This is a genomic window from Actinoallomurus acaciae, from assembly GCF_042429965.1.
Lineage (GTDB): Bacteria > Actinomycetota > Actinomycetes > Streptosporangiales > Streptosporangiaceae > Actinoallomurus > Actinoallomurus acaciae.
In genome coordinates, this window is record NZ_JBHLZP010000123.1 from 1 (window position 1) to 22,414 (window position 22,414).

The window sequence follows — 22,414 nt, forward strand, 5'->3', positions numbered from 1 at the left end:
GCCGAGCCCCGGCTGGGACCGGTGGCCCGCTGGGACGAGCTCGGCGCCTACCGGCTGATCGCCGCGCCCCCGATGGCGACGCCCGCGGCACCGCCCGCCGACCCGGCCCTGCTCCCGCTCCTGGATCCCGCGCGCGCCGACCTGCTGCACACGGCCGAGACCTACCTGGACCACGCCGGTCACGCCCAGCGCACCGCCGAGGCCCTGTCGGTGCACCGGCAGACCCTGTACTACCGCCTGTCCAGGATCAAGGCGCTGACCGGCCTCGACCTGGACTCCGGGGCGGACCGTCTCCTGCTGCACCTGGCCGTCAAGACCTTCCGGCTGGCCACCGCCCCCGACGACCCCGCCGACGGCTGAGGGACGGGTCAGCCGGTCGACACCGGGAGGCGCGCCGGACCGCGCAGGTTGATGCGGCCGTTCCACTCCACCTCGCCGTCCGGTGCCAGGCGGGGAAAGCGGGCGGTCATCCGTTCGAAGGCGATGGCGGCCTCCATCCGTGCGAGAGACGCGCCGAGACAGTGATGCGGGCCCGCGCCGAAGGACACGTGCTGGCGGGCGTTCTCACGGTTCAGCCGAAGCTCCGCGGCGTCCGGCCCCCAGAAGCGCTCGTCCCGGTTGGCCGAGGCGAGGCTCGCCATGACGAACGCGCCCGCGGGGATCTCGACGCCCCCGACCGTGACCGGTTCGAGGGTGATGCGCCGGCTCGCCTGCACCGGGCTGTCGTAGCGCAGCATCTCCTCCACGGCGTTCGCGACCAGACCCGGATCGTCGTGCAGCAGTGCCAGCTGCCCGGGATCGCGCAGGAGGGCGAGCGTGCCGCCCCCGATGAGGTTCACCGTCGTCTCGTGGCCCGCGATGTACAGCAGCAGGGTCTGGGCGATGAGCTCGTCCTCGTCCAGCACGTCGCCCTCGTCCTCGGCGTTGATGAGGGCGGTGAGCAGGTCGTCCGCGGGGTTCTCACGCTTCCACGCGATCATCTCCGCGGCGATGCCGGCCAGTTCGCCGTCGGCCGCCACGATCGCCGAGACCAGGTCGGGGTCGGCGACCGGTTCGAGGGAGCGGACGACGATGCCCGTCAGCTCCCGGATCCGTTCGTGGTCGGAAGAGGGCGTGCCGAGCATCTTGGCGATCACCGCGAACGGCAGCGGGAACGCGAGGGACTCGATGAGGTCGACGTGGCGGGCCCGGGCCATCGCGTCCAGCATGCCGTCGACCAGGCCGGCGACCTGCGGTCGCAGCGCCTCTATCGCCCGGGGGGTGAACGCCTTGGAGACCAGCCGGCGCAGGCGGGTGTGGTCCGGCGGGTCGCGGTCCAGCATGGACCGCCCGTCGAATCGCGGCATCTGGTCGCCGTAGGTGACCTCCCGCATCTCCCGCAGAGGGTTGTCCGCGGCCACGTTGCGATCCTCGACCGAGAGCCCGGCCCGCAGCAGCCACGAGACGTCCTCATAGCCGGTGAGCAGCCAGAACCCGAAGGGATGCCGATACACCGGCGCGTGCTCGCGCATTTGCGCGTAGTGCGGATACGGATCGTCAGTGAAGCCAGCCGCAAACGGGTCGAAGACGGGCGAAGAAGACAGGCTTTCGGTCACGGACGGGTCCCTTCTCCTCATACCGCGAGCGGTCGGACCGGGTTCGGGTGAGATCGACGCCGGTGGCGGTGCGTACGGATCGGTGGAATCGGACGGTGCCCTCGGCGACGGCGGGGTGGCTCGCGTGCGCGTCCAGCAGGCGCCGCAGGTCCGGATAGATCTCGGCGACCTCGTCCAGGACCGCCGCGACCGACGTGTCCAGGTCGGCGGGAGGTGCCTCGATCAGGGCGTCCAGCCGGGCCTCGGCGGCCGTGTGGAGGCGCCGCTGGACGTCTCGCAGAAGGTCGTCGAGGCCGCCGAACTCCGTCTCGATCGCGGGCCGCCACGCGGCGAGCGCCCGCGGCCCGTTCCTCGCGAAGTCCCCGGCGACATCGTGCACCAGCCGATGCCTGCGCCGAGTCTGCTCCCAACCGGCCATGCCCCGATCACCTACTCTTTGAATGTCACATACACGGTGTATGTCATTAGACTCAGCGTATGCCGCCTGTCAAGAGCCGACGCGAGGCCTACTCCGAGGCCACCAGGGCCGCGATCCTGGACCAGGCGACCACGCTGTTCGCGGAGCGCGGGTACGCCGCGACGTCCCTGGAGCACGTCGCGTCGGCCACCGGGGTGACGCGTGGCGCCGTGTATCACCACTTCGCCGACAAGCAGGCCCTGTTCGAGGCCGTGCTCGACGCCCAGGAGAGGCAGGCGATCGATGAGATCGCCGCGGTGGCGACCGCATCGGATCCGTGGGACGCGGCGTTGCTCGCCCTGGACGCCTTCCTGGACAAGTGCTGCGATCCGGCGTACGGACGGCTGGTGTGGCAGGAGGGCCCGACCGCGCTGGGGTGGAAGCGCTGGCGCGAATGCGAGGAGAAGTACGCCTACGGCCTCGTCGAGGGGTTCATTCACGCCCTCATCGACGCGGGTTACCTCGAAGGCCGGGCGGTCGAGACCACGGTCCGGTACTCCTTCTGGATCCTCGGCGGCGCCGGCCTGGCCCTGGCCGATGCCGCCGACGAGGACAAGACCCGCATCCGCGACGAGTGGTCCTATCTCATCCGGCGGACCCTCAACGCCCTGCGCCTCAAGTAGGCGGTCGGGCTCGCCGCAAGGTTCCGGCCGTCCTCGGACCGCGTCGCCGAGCCGAGCCCCGATGGCCGGGCGGCGTGCCGCGGCCGGCGGAATCGCGCTCCGCCGGCCGCCACGCCTGGTCCGGGGCTATGCCGCCCGCGGCTCGCCCGATCGCGCCGAGCGACGGCCGGCGAGTTCGTCCGGCGACGCGGGGGCGTTCGGCAGCAGCGGGCCGGCCAGCGCCGTCGTGACCAGCGCCATCAGCACCATCATCGTGAACATCTGGCCGTCGAGGACACCGAGGCTGACGCCGACGTTGAGGATGATCAGCTCGGTCAGGCCGCGGGTGTTCATCAGCAGCCCCAACGTTCCGGCCTCACGCCACGACATTCCGGTGAGCTTTCCCGGAGCCGTCGCGCCCACCATCTTGCCGGCACAGGCGACGAGGATGATCGCGACCAGTTCGATGACGCCGCGGCCGGAAAGGGAGCCGACATCGACGTTCAGGCCGGTGACGATGAAGAAGACCGGGAGGAGCACCATGCTGATTCCGTCGAACGGCCGCTTCACGCCGTCGGCGAGGATCTCGAACGGCTCGCGCGGCATGATGAAGCCGAAGGCGAAGGCGCCGAAGATGGCGTGGACGCCGATCCAGGTCGTGGCGTAGGAGGACAGGAAGAGCCCGGCCACGAGCATGATGACGTACAGCGGCGGCACCCGGTCGGTGACCCATCTGCGAGTCAGGTACGCCAGCAGCGGCCGTACGAGCAGCGCCATGATCGCCACGTAGATCGCCGCCAGGACGCCGATCTGCACCATGTGCCCGGTGGCGCCGTCGGCGGTGACGATCGCGGCGGTCAGGGCGAGGAGACACCAGGCGAGCACGTCGTCGATGGCCGCGCTGGCCAGTGCCAGAGCACCGACGCGCGTCCCCATCATGCGATGCTCGGTCAGCATCCGGGCGAGCACCGGGAACGCGGTGATGGACATCGCCGCACCCATGAACAGCGCGAACGCCGTGAACGACGTGTGGTGGCCCTTCACGGTGTCGTGGTGGGAGTACAGCAGCGTCGCCAGGCCGACACCGAGCCCGAAGGCCAGCGCGATCGAGCTGATCGAGACCGCGCCGGCGGCACTGCGGCGGCCCTTCAGCAGCCGCCGGTCGAACTCCCAGCCGATGCCGAACATGAAGACCAGCAACCCGACCTGCGCGATCGCCGATAAGTACGGCCGCGCCTCGACCGGGAAGAGATGGGCGGTGGGGTTGCCCGGGAGCAGCCCGAGCAGACTGGGCCCGAGCGCGATACCGGCGATGATCTCGCCGATGACCGGCGGTTGCCGGAGATATCGAACCAGGCGACCGAGGATCGCTCCTACTACCAGCACAATGGCGATATCCGCCATTACGGCGGCGACCAATAAGTCAGAATGCTGGGCAAGGCTCTTCATGAAGTGCTCCTTATCCGCGCGGCGACTGTCATGGTCACATGGCACCCGAGATCACGCCATAGGCCGCGACGCGAATTCACTCCTGGTTCTGCGCGGAGACCGGTCGCTCGACGAGGGTCTCGAGTACCACCGTGGCCCGCGTGCCGCTGACCCCGTTGATCGCATAGATCCGGCGCAGCACATCCTGCAACCGCCCGGTGGACGCGGTCCTGACCTTCACCAGCACCGAGGCACTGCCGGCGATGACGTGCGCCTCCACGATCTCCGGGATCGCGGCGAAGTCCTTCGCCGAATCGCCCATCCAGGAGACCGAGTCGATCATTACGTAGGCCAGGACGGCGTTGCCCACCGCCACCGGGTCCACGTCGACGGTGGTGCGCCGGATCACCCCGCGCTCGCGCAGCTTCCGCACGCGTTCGTGAGCCGCTCCGGCGGAGAGGCCCACGGCCTGGCCCAGCGCGGCGTAGGACTGGGTGGCGTCCTGCTGGAGATGCGCCAGCAGGACGCGATCGATCCGATCCACGATCCTCCATTCAGATCCATCTTGCGTTGACCATATCCCATCCTGTTATCTTCCTAATGGGCCGAAGGAGATTCGGCCCATGTCTGGCTGGGGAGGATCCACATGACCGGCGAGCGCCCTGCGCTGTTCGAGATGTTGGACGAGCGGTTCCGTACGGGCCGGTGCATGATCGGCGATGCCGATCTGGAGGTGCTGTACACCGGCTGCCGCTGGGCCGAGGGCCCGATCTACCTGCCCGCCTGGCGGCAGGTGGTCTGGAGCGACATCCCCAATGACCGGATGCTGCGCTGGGACGAGGAGACCGGCGCCGTCAGCGTCTTTCGCCGCTCCACCGGATACACCAACGGCAACACGCTCGACCGCCGCGGCCGGCTGGTCACCTGCGAGCAGGGCAACCGCCGGGTGACACGGACCGAACACGACGGCACGATCACGGTGCTGGCCGATCGCTGGCAGGGCAAGCGCCTGAACAGCCCGAACGACGCGGCGGTCAAGTCCGACGGGTCGATCTGGTTCTCCGACCCCGACTTCGGCATCACCAGCGACTACGAGGGCCATCGCGCGGAGAGCGAGATCGGCTCCAACAACGTCTACCGCATCGATCCCGCCAGCGGCGACGTGCGCCTGGTCGCCGACTGCTTCGGCGCCCCGAACGGCCTCGTCTTCTCCTCCGACGAACGGCGGCTCTTCGTCTCCGACACCCGGGGAGGCTGCATCCGGGTCTTCGACGTGCGCGATGACGGCACGCTCTCGGCCGGCGAGATCTTCGCCGAGGCCCGTGGGAAGGCTCGTTTCGACAACCTCCGCTTCGACGACGCCGGCCGGCTCTGGGCCGCCGCGTTGAAGGACGGAGTGCACTGCTACGACCCCGACGGCACTCTGATCGGCCGCCTCAACGTGCCCGGGACGGTCGCCAACATCACCTGGGGCGGCACCAAACGCAACCGCCTGTTCATCGCCGCCCAGACCAGCCTCTACTCGCTGGTCATGGGCGTCACGGGCACGCACCCGACCGGACCGGGTCGCAGACCCTGACGGCGCGGTCAGAGGTGATTGTCGTGGAGGAACGCGCGGATGAGTTCGTCGTAGTGAGAGGAATCCTCCAGGAACGCCGCGTGACCCCGGCCCTCCAGGACCGTGGGGGTTCCGCGCCACAGCGCTGCGTACGGAAGGGAGGCCACGTAATCGTGATTGATAAAAGGATCTTCGCGGCCGTCGATGATCGCGAGCGGCACCGGTGACCGTTCGACGAGCGCCTTCTGGTCCGAGTCGTGGCCCGCGACGAACGACGTGAACATGATGCGCCGCGCCTGCCCGTCCGTTCGCCGGACGTCCTCGATCGCCCATTTCGGGGGCGGGGAGACCGTGATCTGTTCGGCGAACTCCGCCACCTGGTCGCCCGTGATGTTCTCGGCGCCCGCATAGCCCACGGCCGGCAGGAAGCCCTCCGCCAGCGTGTTGTTGTTGACCGGTGGAGTACCCGTCACGATGAGGCCCGCCAGGCCGGGGAACCGCGGAATGAGCTCCAGGCCGACATGCCCTCCGAGCGACCAGCCGACGACGACGGCCCGCTCAATGCCCAGAGCGTCGAAGAACTCGACGATCGTCGCCGCGTAGCCCCGCTGGGTGTAGGCGCGTTCGGGATTCGTGGCGTTGTCGGATTCGCCGTGGCCCAGCAGATCCAGGGCCAGCAGCCGCCTCGGCCCGAAGTCATCGGCGAGCTGCGCGTGGAAGACCTTGCGCGACGCCGAGTTTCCGTGCACGAACACCAACGGCGGTGCGGAGAATGAACCGTCGGGATCGGTATCCGTATACGCGACCCGGCCGAACCTGGTTTCGACGTATCGAGTGGCGTTCGGAAAAGACAATGATTCGAGATCATTTCCCATGAACGCATCATATGCAGGGATTCGAAAGACCGAGATTCAGGAGCAGAACGGGTCCCACTGGCACTGGCTCTGGTCGGTGAAGGTCACCTGGACGTCGTCGCCCCGGTTGACGGGCTGTCCGGCAGGAGGGTTCTGGCCGACCACCGTGTTCGGCCGCTGGTCGTCGTCCGGTTCCTGCTGCTGCCACTGCACGTTCAGCCCCAGCGCGGCCAGCTTCTTCGCGGCCTGGCCGGACGTGAGGCCGCTCAGGTTCGGCATCGTCATGCCGCGGCTGACCACGATGGTGATGGGTTCGTCCGGGTTCTGCTTCTTCCCGGCCGCCGGCCTGGTCGTGATGACCTCACCGCTCGGCACGGTGGTGCTGTCCTGCCGAAGCTGCCTTCCCGGCTGGAGTCCCGCCTGCCGCAGCTGCTGTCTCGCCTGGTCGAGCGGCTGGTCTCGAACGTCCGGCACGGCGACCGGCGGCTTGCCCGACGACAGGACCAGAGTGAGCAGCGTGCCCGTCCTGACCTGCGTGCCGGCGCCCGGCTCGACCTGGGCGACCTTGTCCTTGGGCACGTTCGGGTCCTGGCGGGACGAGCCGGCCCTGACCTTGAGGCCGAGCTTTCCGGCCCGGAGACGGGCGTCCGCCTCCGACAGGCCCACGAGCTGGGGCACGCGCGCGGTGCGCCCCGCCGTCTGGAACCACGCGAAGCCCCCGAGCAGGAGCGCGACGACGGCGCAGGCGGCGAACAGCCCGTACGTGCGTGAACGACGCCGCCGCGGCCGAGGCGCCTCCTCGTGGACGGGGATCACCATGGTGTGCGGATTCGGCGTCCGCGCCGTCCCGTCCGGTCCGGGCGGCGGCCCGTCCGGGGGCACGCGAAGGTTCTGCGTCGCCGACTCGGCCGCCTGAGACGGCCCGGGCGGCACCGGCGCCATGGCCGCCGACTCCGCGTCGATGTCCGGCGGCAGCGTCTGGAGGACCTCGCCGGCCTCCGCGTGGAACCGGTCGGCGTCGGGCGGACGCCGGGCCGGGTCGCGGTCGGTCGCCCCGGCCACCAGCGCGTCCAGCCGCGGCGGCAGGCCCGGGATCACGCTCGACGGGGACGGCACCGTCTCGTTGACGTGCCGGTACGCCACCGCCAGCGGAGTGCCCGCCTGGTACGGCTGGTATCCGGTCAACAGCTCGAACAGCATGATCCCCGCGGCGTACACGTCGGTGCGAGCGTCCGCGTCACCCGTCAGGACCTGCTCCGGTGCGAGGTAGGCCACCGTGCCGATGAGCATGCCCGTCTTGGTCTGCCTGCTCGCCGTCTCCGCCCGGGCCAGGCCGAAGTCCGTCACCTTGACCTGCCCGTCCTCGGCGAGCAGGACGTTCTCCGGCTTGACGTCACGGTGGACCAGACCGACGCGGTGCGCGGCGCCCAGCGCGGCGAGTATCGGCCGCATGACCCGTAGCGCCGCGCGCGGGCCGAGCCGGCCGCGCTCGGTCAGCAGGTCGCGCAGAGTGCGCCCGGCGACGTACTCCATCACGAGGAACACGTGCCCCTGGTCGGTGCCCTGGTCGTACATCGCGACGACGTTCGGATGCGACAGGGCCGCGGCGTGCCGGGCCTCGTCGACGAAGCGGCGTACGAAGTCCTCGTCGTCGGCCAGGCCGGCGTGCATCACCTTGAGCGCCACCGTACGGTCCAGCTTGGTGTCGTGACCGGCATAGACCGTGGCCATGCCGCCACGGGCGACCCGGGACCGCACGACGTAGCGCCCGTCGAGCACCTGCCCGACGAGTGGATCTGCCTCTGCCCTGTCCATCAGGTGGAGTGTATGCGGGATTTAATGCACTGACCTGCTGCTTTGCCGCTGACACCCCATCCCGCCCGCCGATCCCCTCTTCCGATCATCGTTGCGGGCCGATATTGTATGAGTCTCATAATTTATGCGATAGATAGGGAAATCATGGCGATCTTGATAACCGGAGCGACCGGAACGATCGGCCGCCCCCTGGTCGACGCGCTCGCCCGCGAAGGCGCCGAGGTGCGCGCCGTCACCCGTGATCCGGAGGCCTCCGGCCTGCCCGCCGGTGTGGATGTCGTGACGGGTGACCCCTCACGCCCCGACACGATCGCCTCGTCCCTGAAGGGCGTGACCTCCGTCTTCCTCCACCCCCGGGCGGTCGGAGAGGCCGCCGCCGATCTGCTGGCGCTCGCGAGGGAACACGGTGTGGAGCGCGTGGTAGCGCTGTCGGCCATCAACGTCGACGACGACCCGGCCGAACAGCCGTCCCGCTTTCAGGGGGACAGGAACAAGGAGGCCGAGGCCGCCGCCGTCGGCAGCGGCCTGGAATGGGTGAGCCTGCGCTGCGCCTCGTTCGCGGTCAACACGCTCTTCACCTGGGCGCCCCAGATCCGTGCCGGCGACATCGTCCGCGGCCCGTACGCGACCTTCGCCGAACCCTTGATCCACGAGAGGGACGTGGCGGAGGTCGCCGCCCGCGCACTGTCCGACGCCGGCCTGACCGGCGAAAGGCTGCGGCTCACCGGCCCGCAGTTCCTGTCACACGAGGAACTGGTGGCCGAGATCGGCACCGTGATCGGCAGACCTCTCCGGTACGCGGAGATTCCTCCGGAGGCGTTCAGCCGGGCCATGATCGAGCGCGGCCTCCCGCGGCCGTTCGTCGAGGCGTTGATGGCCAGGTACGCCCGGGGCGTCGGGCCGGCCGAGGCCGTCACCGGCGAGGTGGAAAGGATCCTGGGCCGTCCCGCGCGCACTTATCCGGAATGGGCCGCCGACCACGCCGCCGCCTTCCAGAACTGACACGACCACGCCTTGGGCTCGACACGGCCGACAAGACCAGAGCGGTTCCGCGCGATCGGGCGACCGCCGTTCTCCCCCGGACCGCCCGTGACGGTGCGGGTCACGGCAGCGCCGCCCCGCTTCGTCCTGCCCGCCGTGTGAACGCGGCGCGGTAGGCGCTCGGAGTCAGGCCGGTCCGTCTCGACAGGTGCTTGCGCAACGAGTCGGTGGTGGCGAGGCCGCTGAGCCGGGCGACTTGGTCCAGTGGCAGGTCCGTGGCCTCCAGGAGCTCTTGCGCCCGGCCCAGACGCTGGTGGAGGAGCCACTGGAGCGGGCTGAGCCCGGTCTCGGCGTGGAATCTGCGAGCGAGGGTGCGGACGCTGGTACTCGCGTGTGCCGCCAGGGACGCACGGGTGAGTGGTTCGTGCAGCCGTTCGAGTGCCCAGGCACGGGTCGCCGCCAGGGAGGTGCCGGTCTCGGGCGGCAACGGCGTCTCGATGAACTGCGCCGGGCCTCCGGGGCGGACCGGCGCCGCCACCATCAGCCGAGCGGCGGCGTTGGCCACGGCGGCGCCGTGGTCGGTACGCACCAGGTGCAGGCACAGGTCGATTCCGGCGGACAGCCCGGCGGATGTCAGCGCGTTTCCGTCCTCGACGTACAGCACGTCGGGGCGCAGATCGACGGCGGGAAAGCGGCTGCGGAACTCCTGAAACCCTGATCTCCAGGCTGCTGTTGGTGGCCACGAGCCCGGGATCGGCGGTGCAGATGCGCACCTGATATCCGGGGCGGCCGCCCACCGTCAGCTCACCGAGCACCAACTCGGGAATCGACAGGTCGAACGTGGTGACCGAGGGAACCGCGACAACGGCGACTCGATGCATGGCCTGAACCTCCGGATGTTTGGCATTCGGGCCACTATGGCACTGGTCTCCTCCCGCACAGAGTTAGGAGGACGCCGCCCCGGCGATCGGGGCCGCGTCCTTCGAGTCATCTGAGCAACCCGGGGAGAACGGCCATGTCCTTGCACGTCATCGTCGGTGCCGGAGCCACCGGATCGGCGACCGCCCGCCTGCTCGCCGATGCCGGTGAGCAGGTACGGCTCGTCACTCGCCGAGGCGGCGGGCCGGTCCACGAGCGGATCGAGCGCGTCGCCGCCGACGCCACCGACCCGGCCCGGCTGATCGGGTTGGTCACCGGTGTGGTCGCCCTGTTCAACTGCGCGATGCCGCCGTACGACCGCTGGCCGGAGGAGTTCCCGCCGCTGGCCAACGCGCTGCTGGCCACAGCGGAACACACCGGGGCGGACTACATCATGCTCGGATATGGAGCCGTCGACGGCCCCGTCACCGAAGACCTCCCCATGGCGCCCACCAGCGTGAAGGGCCGCGTACGGGCACAGATATGGCATGACGCCCACGCCGCCTGTGCCGCGGGCCGGGTACGGGTGACCGAGGTCCGCGCCAACGACTTCCTCGGCGCAGGCGCGTACTCTCCCTTCACGCTGACGGTGGGGGCGCCGGTGCTCGCCGGTCTGCCCGTCGCGTATCCGGGCGACCTGGACGCGCCGCACAGCTGGTCCTACACCGGCGACACGGCGCGAACCCTGATAGCCGCCTCCCGCCACGAGGGATCCTGGGGGCGCGCCTGGCATGTGCCCGCCACGTCCGACGCTCCCGTGCGCGAACTGGCCGCGCGCCTGGCCGAGGCCGCGGGCGCACCACCCCACAGTTGGGCCGCCTGACGCCGGCCGAACTGGAGGAGATCGGACGGACCGATTCGGTGATGGCGGAGATCCCGGAGATCTTGTACCTGCTCGATCGCCCCAACATCCTCGACGCGTCGCAGGCGGCCGAAACGTTGAAGGTGACGCCGACCCCGATCGACCTCGTCCTGGAGGAGATGGCCGTGGAGCGGTAGATGTGATGAGCGCCATGCCGTACTGAGGGGAGATAATATCTGATGCATATATTATGACAACCAGTAGACGCACGGTCCGGCCGGTCGGTGCCGGACGGTAGAAGGAGGCCACGAGCGGATGAAGCTAACGATCTTCGCGGCGACCGGTGGTATCGGCCGCCAACTCTTTGAGCAGGCCATCGCGGCAGGCCACGATGTCACCGCGGTCGCACGCAACCCCCGGAGTCTGACCGGAGCGGCACGCCTCGTCGCCGCCGACCTCACGGCCGCGGACCCGGCCGTGCTCGCGTCCGCCGTCGACGGAAGCGACGCCGTCCTCTCCGGACTCGGACCGCGCAAGCCGAGGTCCGAGGCGGGCATCACCTCGCGGGGAACCAAGGCCATCCTGACCGCGATGCAGACCACCGGTGTACGGCGAATCGTCGTGGTCAGCGCCGCACCGATCGGCACCGTGCCATCACCCGGCCGCCCGAACCCGCCGAAACACGACCCGGGCGACGGGTTCTTCATGCGGCATCTGGGCAGCAGGTTCGCACGCACCATGTTCAGCGCGCACTATGCCGACCTGGCGGTGATGGAGGATCTCGTTCGCGAGAGCGGCCTGGACTGGACCATCTCACGACCGCCACAACTGACCGACAAGCCACTGACCGGCACGTACCGGACGGCGTACGGCCAGAACATCCGAGGCGGCACACACGCCTCACGCGCGAACGTCGCCCACCACATGCTCGCAGTGATCGAACAACCCTCGGCGATCAAGCAGGTCATCGGAATCGCCGACTGATCGCAAGCCACAGCCGGTTCGGCCCGCCGGAAGTCCCGCAACGCCCCGTACAACTTGACCGGCAACGGATCCCTGCGGGGTGGTTTCGGGCTCCACAGAGCCCAAGGGCGTGTTTCGAAGTCTCGCCGTCCGGGACACTCCCCGCCCTCCCAGACACTCCCCGCCCTCCCAGACACTCCCCGCCCTCCCAGGGGGCGCCGACCCCACTTCTTCCATTGTCAAGCCACCCCACACACCAAAGAAAGACCACACCCACGGCTGTGGAAAACCCACGACCCAACCCAGACAGGCCCTAGTTCGGGCCCGGCGGTCCTCCCCGGCCTGCGGGCTGTGGCCAGGCCCACATGGCCGGCTCGGCGATCTGCGCGTCAGCCGGCGGCCAGTTCCTCGGTCGCTTCCTGGCCCGCCGCGGTGGCGCGGCGCAGGAAGTCGGCGAGCAGTTCCAACTCCGTGTCGGTGTATCCCGCGCAGACGCGGTCCATGGACTCGTTCATCCCCGAGTACAGCTTGAACAGTTCGGGGTTACGGTCGCGCAGGGGGTGTACGGCGACGGCGCGGCGATCGACGGCGTCCGGGTCGCGCATGCGGGTGGCCCATCCACCGCGTTCGAGTCGGTCGAGGACCCCGGTGATCGTGGCGGGGTGCAAGCCGGCACGCCGGGCGAGAGAGCTGGGACCGAGCGGACCCTCCCGGTTGATGATGTCGAGGCAGTAGAGGTCGATGTCCTTCATTTCCGCGTGCGCGCCGACCTGATGGTTGAGCAGCGACAGTTGGATGCTCAGTTCGCGCAGCGACTCTTTTATCGCGACGGCCGCTCGCCGTCGACGCCGCCCTTGGCCGGCGTCCTGAGGTGCCGTGGACGCCATACCGTATTACCTCCCACGCGCCGATGATATGCAGCACATATTCTATCGAGCGGACATGAGGTTATCGCGTGGCAGAGGCGCGCACAGGGCCCGCACTCTCAGATCGCAGTCGGCATCTCCTCGCCTGTCTCTAGGGCCCCGAATGTCCTTGGGAAGACGGCGGCCGGTGCGAGTGTTGTGCGGCGTGGCGCCCGGCAGTGCGGGCGCGTCGAGAGGAGGAAAACCCGATGACCTACGAGGAGTACCAGCGCGGGCAGATGTTCTTCGACGCCCAGGACTACGCCGAGGCCGGGCGCATCCTCGCCCCGGTCGTCGAGGCCGAGCCGGAGAACCGGGCGGCCGTGGAACTACTCGGGCGGGCCTACTTCCACAGCGCCCAGTTGGGCCGTGCGGAGAGGACCTTCCGGCGGCTGATCGAGCTGGACCCCGCGAACGGCTGGGCGCACGAGGCGCTGGGTCGCACGCTCGAACGGCGTGGCCGCGCCCGCGAGGCCCTGCCGTACCGCAAGCTCGCTCGCGCCATGGGCACCGACCCGGCCGACGAGGCGGCGATCTCGGTCTCCGCCGCGAACCTCGCCGGCTGACATCCCCCCGGCGGCGCCGGGAGACCGCTTCAGGTGATATCGCTGGGGGTCTGTCATCTCTTACGGAGATGGCTCCGCGAGCCTAGGAGGGTCTTTGGATCTGCGACAGATGGAGGTCGCCGTCGCGGTCGCCGAAGAGGGCGGGTTCACGGCGGCGGCCCAGCGTCTGCACATCGTCCAGTCGGCGGTCTCCAGCACGGTACGCGCGCTGGAGCGAGACCTGGGGACCCCGCTGTTCGACCGCACCACCCATCGGGTGGCGCTCACCCCGGCCGGTGAGGCGTTCGTGCCCGCGGCGCGGGCGGCACTGCGGGCCGCCGAGCAGACGCGGGCGGCGGTCGACGGCGTACGGGGGCAGCTGCGAGGGCGGGTCACGGTCGGCACCATGCAGGGCGTCTGGGCCGGACTGCACCGCGCGCTGGCCGGGTTGCGGGCGGAGCACCCCGGCGTGGTGGTCCGCCTGCGGCAGGCGGCGGTCGTCGACATCCGGCAGGCGCTGCGCGAGGGTGCCGTGGACCTCGCGGTGGTCGCCCTCGACCGCCAGCAGCAGCGGGGCCTGGAGACCCGGCTGTTGTCCCGGGAGGAGATGGTGCTGGTGACCGCGGCCGACCGCGAACTTCCCGAGGACGGGCCGGTGACGCTCACCGACGTCGCCCGCATGCCCCTGGTGGACTTCTCGCCGGGCTGGGCGATCCGGCAGTCGGTCGACCGGGCGTTCCGCGCGGCCCTGGTCGAGCGCACCACCACGTTCGAGGTGAACGACATCGTGGCGGCGTCCGAGCTCGTCCGCCACGATCTGGGTGTCTGCATCATGCCGGAGTCGATCGCCGCGAGGTTCCCGGATCTGGCCGCCTACCGTTTCGCCCAGCACGCGCCGAGGTGGAAGGTCATGGTCGTCCGGCCCCGGGGGGAGGCGCCGCCGGCGGTCGCGGCACTGCTCCGGCACATCACCTGACCGGCGTGCCGCCGGGGCCGTCAGGGAGGTCATGGCGCGGCGGTGGCGCGGTGTTCGGTGGCCCAGTAGAGGAGAGCGAGGACGGGGAGTACGGCGCCCAGGACGGTGAGGCCGGTCCAGCCGTACGCGTGGTAGGCGATCGAACCGGCCTGGGAACCGAAGGCCCCACCGGCGAAGAACGTGGCGATGTAGACACTGTTGAGCCGTGCCCGCGCTCCCGCGTCCAGCCGGTAGATGGCGTGCTGGCCGAGGATCAGGGTGGTCTGCACCGTCATGTCGATCAGGACCGCGGCGACGGCGAGCAGGATGACGTCGTGCCGGCCGATCGCGGCGAGCGCGAACGCCAGCGCGGCGACGGCGAACGCCGCAGCGGTCATCGGGCGTACCAGCCCGTGGTCGGCCCAGTGTCCCGCGAGCGGTGCCACGGCCGCTCCGGCCGCTCCCACCAGGGCGAACATGCCCACGCCAAAGCCCGAGTAGTGGAACTCGGGGCCGGTGAGCACGAACGACACCGTGGTCCAGAAGGCGCTGAACGCGCCGAACATCGCCGCCTGGTACAGGCCCCGGCGCACCAGTACGGGGTGGGTGCGGACCAGCCGGGCGGTGGAGCGCAGCAACCGGGCGTACGACATGTTCGTACTGGGGGCGTGACGCGGCAGGGCGGAGCGCAGCGCCAGGGCGAGCACGGCCATCAGGACGGCCGAGCCCAGGTAGACGACGCGCCAGCCGGCGACCTGAGAGACCAGGCTGCTCAGGGTGCGAGACAGCAGGATCCCGGTGAGCAGGCCGCTCATCACCCGGCCGACGACGCGCCCGCGGGCATGGTCGGGGGCGAGGCCGGCCGCGAACGGGACGAGGATCTGGGCGACGACCGAGGTGCCTCCGGCGACCAGCGAGGCGGCCAGCAGGACGGGGAAGGTCGCGGCCGTTCCCGCCACCACCAGCGCCAACGTGGTGACCGACAGCAGGAGCACGACCAGCCGGCGCTTCTCGACGCGATCGCCGAGCGGGACGAGGAACAGCATGCCCGCCACATAGCCGATCTGGGTCGTGGTGATCAGCGCGCCGGCGGCGGCCGTGCCGATCCCGAAGAACGCGCTCAGCGAGGACAGCAGAGGCTGGGCGTAGTACAGGTTGGCGACGGTCATTCCGCAGGCGACGGCCAGCAGCGCGACGAGCCGGCCCGACGGCCCGGCCGTCGGCGAGACGGTCTGGCGACCGGTCTGGGGTTGAGCGGTGGCGGCCACAGGTGCCTCTCGGAGATGGAACCGTGCTACGGTTCGGCGCTGGATGTTCCGGTCACGAAGTCGCATCGCTCCCTCGCGACGCGTTCCAACGCCGGGCACGCGCTCCCGCTTCCTGCGTCATCGCGATAATCGACGATGATTGTCATCTCCGCTGGAGATGAATGCGGACGGGTCACCCCGAGCGGCGACGACTAGTGTTCTGCGCCTGAGATTCGTTGTGTGAATCTATGCAGGGCCGATGGTGAGGACGGGGCGGCCGAAAGCGCCGTTTGCGGTGACCGCGGCGGAACGAGCGGAGTTGGAGCGCGGCGCGCGAGCGGCGACCTCGACGCAGTCGTAGGCGTTGCGGTGCCGAATCGTGCCCGGCGTGCGCGCAATGCCCGGCATGCCCGAACACCGCACCCACGACCACGACCGACACGAGACCACCAGCCTGCCCGCCGCCTCCAACATCGCCGCCGGCACCGCGCCGCCGAGTTCAAAAAGTTCCTGGTCGCGATCGACAAGGCCGCCCAGGCCGAACTGCAGGTGCGCCTGATCCGCGACGACCTCACCACCCACAAGACACCACTCGTCCACGAACGGCCGGTCCAGCAGCGGAACACCAACCCCAAACCATTCGTGTGGACCAAAACCGCCGAAGAGATCCTCGGCTCCCCGACCCGATACCTACAACGGATTCCAGGCGCAGAACACTAGCGTCGGCCGGCCCGGCAGGAGTCGTCGTTCGAGGTGCCCAGGGCGATGACCGTCAGGTGGTCGAGCGACCGCACGCCCTTGATCACCAGGACGTGCTGCGTGTCGTTCCCCTTGAACGCGTAGGTCGTTCCCGAGGTATCCGGGTCTCCAGTGACCGGATTATCGTCTTTGTCGTCGGCCTCGAAATTGATGGTCGCCGGAGTTCGCGCCACCTTCGCCGTGATCTCGACCCCGGCGGAGGTGACCCGGTAGGAGATGGTCGAGCACATGCCGGCGGCGCTGTCACCTACCGGTGTGCCGGACGGCAACGGCCCGTTGGCGGACCCCGTCCGGCCGTTCGCCGGTGTCGAGGCCGTGGTGTGATGAGTGGCTCCACCACCACATCCGGCCATTCCGAGACAGGCCACCACGACGAGGGCCAGCTTCCGCAAGGTGAACGCTCCGACGTGAGTTGGTTTCGGCTGAATAGCGTATCGGGCCGGGTCGCCCGCCACGGCCGGCGCCCGGCCTTCAATCGGCCCGGCGATCCCCTTCCGGAGAACTCCTAACACCAGCAGTCCCGCCGATCTCAGCGGGTCTCAATCGGAGCACATCAACCACACGTCGACATCTTCGTAACGCTATGTAGCGGCATATCTGCCAAACCGGGATTAACTACCGACAAAGCGCCGCACTCACCTACTCTGTGGTAGAAACAAGTCAAGTGTGTCACCTGCCGGTTTTAGGAGAAGATATGCAGGTCAGCCTTTGCAAGACCGTCGTTCTCGCGGCGGTGTCGGCGTCCGTCCTCGTGCCGGCGCTGGCCACTCCGGTGATGGCGTCTCCTGCCAAGGCATCTCTCCAGGCGAGCGCCATTCCGACGATGAAGTTCGGCGACCGCGGGCCGGCGGTGAAGCAACTGCAGGAACGCCTGACGGCGATGCACTACGACCCCGGAACGATCGACGGCATCTGGGGCAACAACACAAGTGTGGCCGTGTGGGCGTTCCAAAAGGTGAACCACATCAGCCCGGCGTCGAGGGTCGGCAGCCAGACAAAGGCCGCGTTCGCCCATCCGCGTACGCCTGCGCCCCTCGTTCCCAAGGGGGCCAAGAGCCGGGCCGAGGTCGACATCAAGCACCAGCTGCTCTACATCTACAAGAGCGGTCGGCTCGTACTGATCAGCCACATCTCGAGCGGCTCGGAAAAGCGCTACTACTCCCAGGGGAGTTGGAGCGTCGCGCATACACCCCGGGGCAACTTCTCGGTCTACCGGAAGGCCGCGGGCTGGGAGACCTCTCCGCTCGGCAAGCTGTACAAGGCCAGCTACTTCCTCCGGGGCTACGCCATTCACGGTGAGCCCGAGGTGCCGCTGCACCCCGCATCGCACGGCTGCGTGCGCGTGCCGATGCACACCTCGAACATCGTGGCGACGCTGCTGCCGATCGGCACGCGCGTCTACGTCCGCGGCTGACGTGCACCGATGAGAACAGCCCCCTCACCTCGGGTGAGGGGGCTGTCGCCGTCAGGGGGACGAAAATGCTCGTAAGCGGACCGTTGTCGATGGCCTGACCTGCCGTTTTACGAGGCTCGACGCACAGGAGGCGGGCCGCCCCACCCGGCGCGCACGGTCAATTCTTCAGGAGTTCACGAGCCGGCCGGAGTGGAGTTATGTCTGATTTCGGGTGGTTTCTGAAGATCGGGCGCGCCCAAAGATTGATTTGGGCATAGCGGGGCGGCTTTGCCCCCCTTCCTGGTCTGAGTCGAGGTACATGTGAAAAAGATGGTCTTGAGCCATCGGTCGTTGCTGGTGGCGTTCGCCGCGGCGACCATCGCGGTGGCCTCCCCCGTCGCCGCGCACGCGCAGGGCAGTCCGCCCTCGCCGGTGACCGGTGGGATCCCCCTGGTCAACACGACCGAGATGATCGGTCCGGGCATCAGCCTGCAGCACCTGAAGGCGCTCGCCCCGTCAGGCTGGTACGACGGGCAGTTCATGACGGTGGACCTGTCCAACCGCGCCGTCAGCACCGACCTGCTGACCTCCGGACCGGTCGCGTCCGGCGGGCCGCTCAGCACGGCCGCCAACAAGGCCGGCGCCGTCGCGGGTGTCAATGGCGAGTTCTTCGACATCGGCAACTCCAACGCGGCGCTCGGTGGCGAGATCCAGAACGGGCGGCTCATCAAGACCGCCGACATCGGCGGCCGCCAGCACGTCGGCGTCAGCGACGACGGCATCGCCCAACTCGTGGACCTCACGGTCGACACGGCCGCGAACTTCGCGGGCGCGGACCACAAGGTCCTGTCCATCAACGCCGCGAACGGCGGCGGGGTCCCCGCGGACGGCATGATCGCGTTCACGTCCGCGTGGGGCACCTACAGCCGCAACCGTGGCCTGACGGGTGTGGCCGACGACCAGATCGCCGAGGTCCTGGTCGAGAACGGCAAGGTCGTGTCGGTCACGCCGAGTGGTCCCGCGGGCTCGGGGACGATCCCGGGCGACGGGTTCGTGCTCGTCGGACGCGGCGCCGCGGCGACCGCGATCCGCGCGATGAGGCCCGGCGACCCGGCGACGCTCCGCTACGCGCTCGCCGACAACGCCGCCAAGAAGATGAGGTTCGCGCTCGGCGAGGGCGGCACCATCGTCTCCGGCGGCAAGGTCGTCGGCGGCCTCGACACCTCGATCGCCCCACGCACCGCGCTCGGCTTCAAGGACGGCGGCCACACGCTCGTGCTCGCCACCTGGGACGGCCCGGGCGGCACCGGCAAAGGCGGCATCGGGATCGACGAGGAGGCGCGTGAGCTCTCCGCGATGGGCGTACAGACCGCGGTCAACCTCGACGGCGGCGGCTCGACCACGATGGTCGCCCGCGCGCTCGGCGCGAACGACGCGACCGTCCGCAACGTCCCGTCCGACGGGCAGGAACGCAGCGACCCGAACGGCGTGGGAGTGTTCGTCTCGAAGGGCGACGGCAGGCTGCACCGGCTCCTCATCGACCCGGCGGCGGGTGCGGCGTCCGCCGACGGCGGCGTGAAGGCCTTCCCCGGGCTGCATCGTACGCTCGTCGCGGAGGGCATCGACGACCACCAGGCACCGGTGACGGTCGACCCGAAGTCCGTACGGTGGTCCGCGCCCGGAGCGTCCGTCAGGGGTGGCACTCTCAAGGCCCCGGCCAAGGCCGGGTCGCACGGCACGATCACCGTCAACGCGCAGGTGGGTCACGAGAAGGCGCAGGAGAAGGTCACCGTCCTCGACCCGGTCGACAGCGTCGAGCTGTCGTCCGAGCGCCTGTCGATCGCCGACGCGACGCCCGACGACGCGACCGCCATCTCCGTGACCGGCCGCGACGACCAGGGCTACACGGCCCCGATCGACCCGCAGGACCTCTCGCTCGACTACGACCACAGCGTCGTCGGCATCCAGCCCGTGGACGGCAAGCTGAGGATCACCCCGCTCACCGACGCGGGCACGATCCTCACGGTCTCGGTCGGCGGCAGGTCCGTCCAGCTCCCGATCACGGTCGGCGTTCAGACCAAGACGGTCTATGACTTCGACGACGACGTGCTCGCCCGCTGGCGCAACAACAGCACCGCGGCCACGAGGTTCTTGGTGGACCCCGACGGCCTGCGGATCGACTTCGACGCGATGCGCAACGTGGGCATCACGGCGGCATCGGCGGACCAGCGCGTTCCGGTGTCCGGCCAGCCGCTGCGCCTGCGGATGCGGATCAAGTCGAGCATCGACGTACCGAGCGGCCTGACCTACATCGCCTACACCGACACGAACGGAAAGGGCAACGGCGTCTACGGCACCGGCCTGACCGCGAGCGACAACTGGCAGTACGCGACGTTCACGCTGCCGGCCAACACGGCGTTCCCGATCTCGCTCTCGGGTTTCCAGGGCATCAACACCAGCGTCGCCCAGCAGAAGGCGGGCACGTTCGTCCTGGACCGCATCGAGGCCGACGTTCCGACGTCGATCGACCTGCCCGCCCAGCCCGACCTGCGGCCCGACCCGCTCGTCTCCGACGACGGCTCGCTGCTCCAGGGCCACAACACGTGGCGGTTCGCCACGCTGTCGGACGTGCAGTTCACGGCCGACAACCCGGCGCTGTCCCAGGTCGCGACGGCCGCCATCGAGCGGATCCGCAAGACTCACCCGGACCTGATCGTCCTCAACGGTGACATCACCGACCGTGGCCTGCCGCAGGACCTCACGCTCGCCCGCCAGGTGCTCACCGACGCCGGGTGCGACCTCATCCCGGTCGGCAAGGAGCCGCCGGCGTACAGCACGCCGAACCCGAAGGCCGGCTCGATCCCGTGCTATTACGTGCCGGGCAACCACGAGTCCTACGGCCTCGACAACGTCCAGTCCGACCTGACGAACTTCACCAAGGAGTTCGGCCGGCCGTACCGGACGTTCGACCACAAGGGCACGCGGTTCATCCTCCTCGCCAGCTCCCTCGGGTCGCTGCACGGGACCGCGTGGGACCAGCTCCCGATGATGCAGAAGGCGCTCGCCGACGCCCGGCGGGACCCGTCGGTGCACAACGTCATGGTCTTCGCCCACCACCCGGTGGACGACCCCAGCGAGACCAAGTCCAGCCAGCTCGGCGACCGCGACGAGGTCGCGCTCATCGAGAAGATGCTCACGGGCTTCCGTGACTCCACGGGCAAGGGCGCCGCGATGGTCGGATCCCACGCCCAGGTCGCGAACGTCCACCGCGTCGAGGGCGTCCCGTACACGGTGCTCCCGTCGTCGGGCAAGGACCCGTACGGCACGCCGGACCGCGGCGGCTTCACCGGCTGGGTCGACTGGTCCGTCGACTCGGGGAAGAGCGCGGACCGGCAGTGGCTCGAGGCCGACGTACGCGCCTTCGCGCAGGGCATCACGCTCGACGCGCCGGACTCGGTCAAGACCGGCACGACCGCGCAGATCTCGGGCAGCATCGTTCAGCCGGAGGGTGTCTCGACCGGCACGCGTGTGGTGCCGCTGCGATACCCGATGTCGGTCGGCTGGGGCGGCTCGTCCACCCTGGCGATCGGCAGCGGGAAGGCGGCCATCGACGCGGCCCGTCACCAGGGCAAGGTCGCGATCCTCGACCCGCGGACCCGGACGCTCACCGCGCTGCGAAGCGGCTCGGTGACCGTATCGGTGACGAACGACTCGATGCGCCCCTACACCGACGACGGCTCGCTCGCACCGATCACGACCTCGAAGACCATCAAGGTCGTGCCGTTCACGGGCGACGGGCCACGGTGAGAGTCCGCTGACCGGCTGACAGCGTGACCACGCCGGGGTGGACGCAGGCCGCGTCCGCCCCGGTGCCGTCGGACCTGGGGGATCCCAAGCGCTCGGCCCCCTCGTCCGGCGGCGAGCCGGGCTTCCGCTCAGGTCCGGCGCAGGAGGCCGTCGACCAGATCGTCGAAGAGCGCGGCGAGTTCGTCGTCGGTGATGGCGTCGGGGCGGGTCAGCACCACGCGTCCGAAGTGCTCGGCGGCGGCGACCACGGCGTGAGCCGTCCAGAGGTGACGCCGGGCGGTGGCGGCGTCCAGGTCGCGGCCCCGGCCGATGAGGTCGGCGATGGCTTCGCGTACGACCTCGCGCCCCTGCTCGATCCGCTCCAGGACGGGCGCCGGTGTCTGCGCGCCGGCTCCCAGGACGGGCGTCCAGGTCTGCGGGTTCTCGCGTACGGTCCGTGCCCACGCGCGGGCGATGTCTCCCGCGAGGTGCTTCGAGGTGAGGCGACGCGGATCCGGCGGGAAGGCGGCCAGGAGCTGGGTGACGGCATCGCTCTGGGTCCGGTCGAGGAGCGCGGTGAGCAGGAGGGAGAGATTGGCGTACGCGCCGTAGACGACCGGCTTGGTGACCCCGGCCTCCTGGGCGATCGCCTCGACGGTGACGCCCGCGTACCCCTCGCGGACGATGAGCGCGAGTGCCGCGTCGAGCAGCTGCCGACGGCGCTGCTCCATGGGCATCCGCGGTGCGTACGCGCGTCGCCGTCGTCGCGTGCCCACTTCTGCCTCCGTCACGCCGGACAGGGTAGCGGTCCTGAGAGCGGGCGCCCCTTGACAATTACTACGGTCGCGTAG

23 protein-coding genes are annotated in these 22,414 nt (G+C 69.7%); 11 read left to right on the forward strand and 12 right to left on the reverse strand.

Annotation, left to right across the window (positions count from 1 at the left end):
* Positions 1-360: PucR family transcriptional regulator (locus ACFFNX_RS18225; protein WP_378203109.1), on the forward strand; the 360-nt coding region annotated here is incomplete at its 5' end.
* Between the two features lie 8 nt (positions 361-368).
* On the opposite strand, the gene ACFFNX_RS18230 is transcribed toward ACFFNX_RS18225, so the two are convergent.
* Together ACFFNX_RS18230 and ACFFNX_RS18235 are read right to left on the reverse strand one after the other, a co-directional pair.
* Positions 369-1,511, reverse strand: a complete 1,143-nt coding sequence (locus tag ACFFNX_RS18230; RefSeq protein WP_378203111.1) for a cytochrome P450 — start codon at positions 1,509-1,511, stop codon at positions 369-371.
* Positions 1,512-1,536: 25 nt separating this feature from the next.
* The gene (locus tag ACFFNX_RS18235; protein WP_378203114.1) at positions 1,537-2,013 is read right to left on the reverse strand and encodes a hypothetical protein; all 477 of its coding nucleotides are present in this window, start codon (positions 2,011-2,013) and stop codon (positions 1,537-1,539) included.
* Positions 2,014-2,072: 59 nt separating this feature from the next.
* On the opposite strand from ACFFNX_RS18235, the gene ACFFNX_RS18240 reads away from it, so the two are divergent.
* Positions 2,073-2,675, forward strand: coding sequence for a TetR/AcrR family transcriptional regulator (locus tag ACFFNX_RS18240; RefSeq protein WP_378203117.1), 603 nt, complete (start codon positions 2,073-2,075; stop codon positions 2,673-2,675).
* Positions 2,676-2,801: 126 nt separating this feature from the next.
* Here the strand turns inward: ACFFNX_RS18240 and ACFFNX_RS18245 are convergent, their stop codons facing one another.
* Both ACFFNX_RS18245 and ACFFNX_RS18250 read right to left on the reverse strand, forming a co-directional pair.
* The gene (locus ACFFNX_RS18245) at positions 2,802-4,040 is read right to left on the reverse strand and encodes a cation:proton antiporter domain-containing protein (protein ID WP_378203120.1); all 1,239 of its coding nucleotides are present in this window, start codon (positions 4,038-4,040) and stop codon (positions 2,802-2,804) included.
* 139 nt (positions 4,041-4,179) lie between these two features.
* Positions 4,180-4,626: an Lrp/AsnC family transcriptional regulator gene (locus ACFFNX_RS18250; protein ID WP_378203123.1), complete on the reverse strand. Its 447-nt coding sequence runs from the start codon at positions 4,624-4,626 to the stop codon at positions 4,180-4,182.
* A 102-nt stretch (positions 4,627-4,728) separates the two neighbouring features.
* On the opposite strand from ACFFNX_RS18250, the gene ACFFNX_RS18255 reads away from it, so the two are divergent.
* The gene (locus tag ACFFNX_RS18255) at positions 4,729-5,661 is read left to right on the forward strand and encodes an SMP-30/gluconolactonase/LRE family protein (RefSeq protein WP_378203126.1); all 933 of its coding nucleotides are present in this window, start codon (positions 4,729-4,731) and stop codon (positions 5,659-5,661) included.
* Between the two features lie 8 nt (positions 5,662-5,669).
* Here ACFFNX_RS18255 and ACFFNX_RS18260 read toward each other — a convergent pair whose 3' ends face one another.
* Positions 5,670-6,515, reverse strand: coding sequence for an alpha/beta fold hydrolase (locus tag ACFFNX_RS18260; RefSeq protein ID WP_378203129.1), 846 nt, complete (start codon positions 6,513-6,515; stop codon positions 5,670-5,672).
* Positions 6,516-6,551: 36 nt separating this feature from the next.
* The gene (gene pknB, locus ACFFNX_RS18265; RefSeq protein ID WP_378203132.1) at positions 6,552-8,309 is read right to left on the reverse strand and encodes a Stk1 family PASTA domain-containing Ser/Thr kinase; all 1,758 of its coding nucleotides are present in this window, start codon (positions 8,307-8,309) and stop codon (positions 6,552-6,554) included.
* A 108-nt stretch (positions 8,310-8,417) separates the two neighbouring features.
* On the opposite strand from pknB, the gene ACFFNX_RS18270 reads away from it, so the two are divergent.
* Entirely contained in the window at positions 8,418-9,311 is an 894-nt protein-coding gene (locus ACFFNX_RS18270) for an NAD(P)H-binding protein (RefSeq protein ID WP_378203135.1), read from the forward strand.
* 100 nt (positions 9,312-9,411) lie between these two features.
* Here the strand turns inward: ACFFNX_RS18270 and ACFFNX_RS18275 are convergent, their stop codons facing one another.
* Positions 9,412-9,954: a GlxA family transcriptional regulator gene (locus ACFFNX_RS18275; RefSeq protein WP_378203138.1), complete on the reverse strand. Its 543-nt coding sequence runs from the start codon at positions 9,952-9,954 to the stop codon at positions 9,412-9,414.
* Positions 9,955-10,305: 351 nt separating this feature from the next.
* On the opposite strand from ACFFNX_RS18275, the gene ACFFNX_RS18280 reads away from it, so the two are divergent.
* The 3 genes from ACFFNX_RS18280 (at position 10,306) to ACFFNX_RS18290 (ending at position 11,994) form a co-directional block, all read left to right on the forward strand.
* Positions 10,306-11,031: an NAD-dependent epimerase/dehydratase family protein gene (locus ACFFNX_RS18280; protein ID WP_378203142.1), complete on the forward strand. Its 726-nt coding sequence runs from the start codon at positions 10,306-10,308 to the stop codon at positions 11,029-11,031.
* Complete coding sequence (locus ACFFNX_RS18285) at positions 11,019-11,207, forward strand: hypothetical protein (RefSeq protein WP_378203145.1); 189 nt, start codon at positions 11,019-11,021, stop codon at positions 11,205-11,207. The genes ACFFNX_RS18280 and ACFFNX_RS18285 overlap by 13 nt, the downstream gene beginning before the upstream one ends.
* 118 nt (positions 11,208-11,325) lie before the next feature.
* The gene (locus ACFFNX_RS18290) at positions 11,326-11,994 is read left to right on the forward strand and encodes an NAD(P)-dependent oxidoreductase (RefSeq protein WP_378203148.1); all 669 of its coding nucleotides are present in this window, start codon (positions 11,326-11,328) and stop codon (positions 11,992-11,994) included.
* Positions 11,995-12,362: 368 nt separating this feature from the next.
* On the opposite strand, the gene ACFFNX_RS18295 is transcribed toward ACFFNX_RS18290, so the two are convergent.
* Positions 12,363-12,860, reverse strand: a complete 498-nt coding sequence (locus ACFFNX_RS18295) for a MarR family transcriptional regulator (protein WP_378203151.1) — start codon at positions 12,858-12,860, stop codon at positions 12,363-12,365.
* A gap of 227 nt (positions 12,861-13,087) precedes the next feature.
* Here ACFFNX_RS18295 and ACFFNX_RS18300 point away from each other — a divergent pair, with 227 nt between their 5' ends.
* Entirely contained in the window at positions 13,088-13,444 is a 357-nt protein-coding gene (locus ACFFNX_RS18300) for a tetratricopeptide repeat protein (RefSeq protein ID WP_378203154.1), read from the forward strand.
* Between the two features lie 94 nt (positions 13,445-13,538).
* Entirely contained in the window at positions 13,539-14,399 is an 861-nt protein-coding gene (locus ACFFNX_RS18305; protein ID WP_378203157.1) for a LysR family transcriptional regulator, read from the forward strand.
* Positions 14,400-14,428: 29 nt separating this feature from the next.
* On the opposite strand, the gene ACFFNX_RS18310 is transcribed toward ACFFNX_RS18305, so the two are convergent.
* From ACFFNX_RS18310 to ACFFNX_RS18320, 3 genes are all read right to left on the reverse strand, one after another.
* Positions 14,429-15,646 (reverse strand): MFS transporter, encoded by a 1,218-nt coding sequence (locus tag ACFFNX_RS18310; RefSeq protein WP_378203160.1) that lies wholly within the window; start codon positions 15,644-15,646, stop codon positions 14,429-14,431.
* 225 nt (positions 15,647-15,871) lie between these two features.
* Positions 15,872-16,225, reverse strand: a complete 354-nt coding sequence (locus ACFFNX_RS18315; protein WP_378203163.1) for a hypothetical protein — start codon at positions 16,223-16,225, stop codon at positions 15,872-15,874.
* Between the two features lie 116 nt (positions 16,226-16,341).
* Positions 16,342-16,614, reverse strand: coding sequence for a hypothetical protein (locus ACFFNX_RS18320; RefSeq protein WP_378203166.1), 273 nt, complete (start codon positions 16,612-16,614; stop codon positions 16,342-16,344).
* Positions 16,615-17,078: 464 nt separating this feature from the next.
* Here ACFFNX_RS18320 and ACFFNX_RS18325 point away from each other — a divergent pair, with 464 nt between their 5' ends.
* Positions 17,079-17,798: a L,D-transpeptidase family protein gene (locus tag ACFFNX_RS18325; protein ID WP_378203169.1), complete on the forward strand. Its 720-nt coding sequence runs from the start codon at positions 17,079-17,081 to the stop codon at positions 17,796-17,798.
* A gap of 309 nt (positions 17,799-18,107) precedes the next feature.
* On the forward strand, positions 18,108-21,584 hold the full coding sequence (locus ACFFNX_RS18330; protein WP_378203173.1) for a phosphodiester glycosidase family protein: 3,477 nt from the start codon (positions 18,108-18,110) through the stop codon (positions 21,582-21,584).
* 128 nt (positions 21,585-21,712) lie between these two features.
* Here the strand turns inward: ACFFNX_RS18330 and ACFFNX_RS18335 are convergent, their stop codons facing one another.
* On the reverse strand, positions 21,713-22,354 hold the full coding sequence (locus tag ACFFNX_RS18335; RefSeq protein WP_378203176.1) for a TetR/AcrR family transcriptional regulator: 642 nt from the start codon (positions 22,352-22,354) through the stop codon (positions 21,713-21,715).
* Between the last annotated feature and the right edge of the window lie 60 nt (positions 22,355-22,414).

Bases quoted from the DNA above. Each gene is read 5' to 3' on its own strand.
- ACFFNX_RS18230 (WP_378203111.1), bottom strand. From the start codon at position 1,511: ATGCGCGAGCACGCGCCGGTGTATCGGCATCCCTTCGGGTTCTGGCTG.
- ACFFNX_RS18235 (WP_378203114.1), bottom strand. From the start codon at position 2,013: ATGGCCGGTTGGGAGCAGACTCGGCGCAGGCATCGGCTGGTGCACGAT.
- ACFFNX_RS18240 (WP_378203117.1), top strand. From the start codon at position 2,073: ATGCCGCCTGTCAAGAGCCGACGCGAGGCCTACTCCGAGGCCACCAGG.
- ACFFNX_RS18255 (WP_378203126.1), top strand. From the start codon at position 4,729: ATGACCGGCGAGCGCCCTGCGCTGTTCGAGATGTTGGACGAGCGGTTC.
- ACFFNX_RS18260 (WP_378203129.1), bottom strand. From the start codon at position 6,515: ATGGGAAATGATCTCGAATCATTGTCTTTTCCGAACGCCACTCGATAC.
- pknB (WP_378203132.1), bottom strand. From the start codon at position 8,309: ATGGACAGGGCAGAGGCAGATCCACTCGTCGGGCAGGTGCTCGACGGG.
- ACFFNX_RS18270 (WP_378203135.1), top strand. From the start codon at position 8,418: ATGAGTCTCATAATTTATGCGATAGATAGGGAAATCATGGCGATCTTG.
- ACFFNX_RS18280 (WP_378203142.1), top strand. From the start codon at position 10,306: ATGTCCTTGCACGTCATCGTCGGTGCCGGAGCCACCGGATCGGCGACC.
- ACFFNX_RS18290 (WP_378203148.1), top strand. From the start codon at position 11,326: ATGAAGCTAACGATCTTCGCGGCGACCGGTGGTATCGGCCGCCAACTC.
- ACFFNX_RS18295 (WP_378203151.1), bottom strand. From the start codon at position 12,860: ATGGCGTCCACGGCACCTCAGGACGCCGGCCAAGGGCGGCGTCGACGG.
- ACFFNX_RS18300 (WP_378203154.1), top strand. From the start codon at position 13,088: ATGACCTACGAGGAGTACCAGCGCGGGCAGATGTTCTTCGACGCCCAG.
- ACFFNX_RS18320 (WP_378203166.1), bottom strand. From the start codon at position 16,614: ATGTGCTCGACCATCTCCTACCGGGTCACCTCCGCCGGGGTCGAGATC.
- ACFFNX_RS18325 (WP_378203169.1), top strand. From the start codon at position 17,079: ATGCAGGTCAGCCTTTGCAAGACCGTCGTTCTCGCGGCGGTGTCGGCG.
- ACFFNX_RS18330 (WP_378203173.1), top strand. From the start codon at position 18,108: ATGGTCTTGAGCCATCGGTCGTTGCTGGTGGCGTTCGCCGCGGCGACC.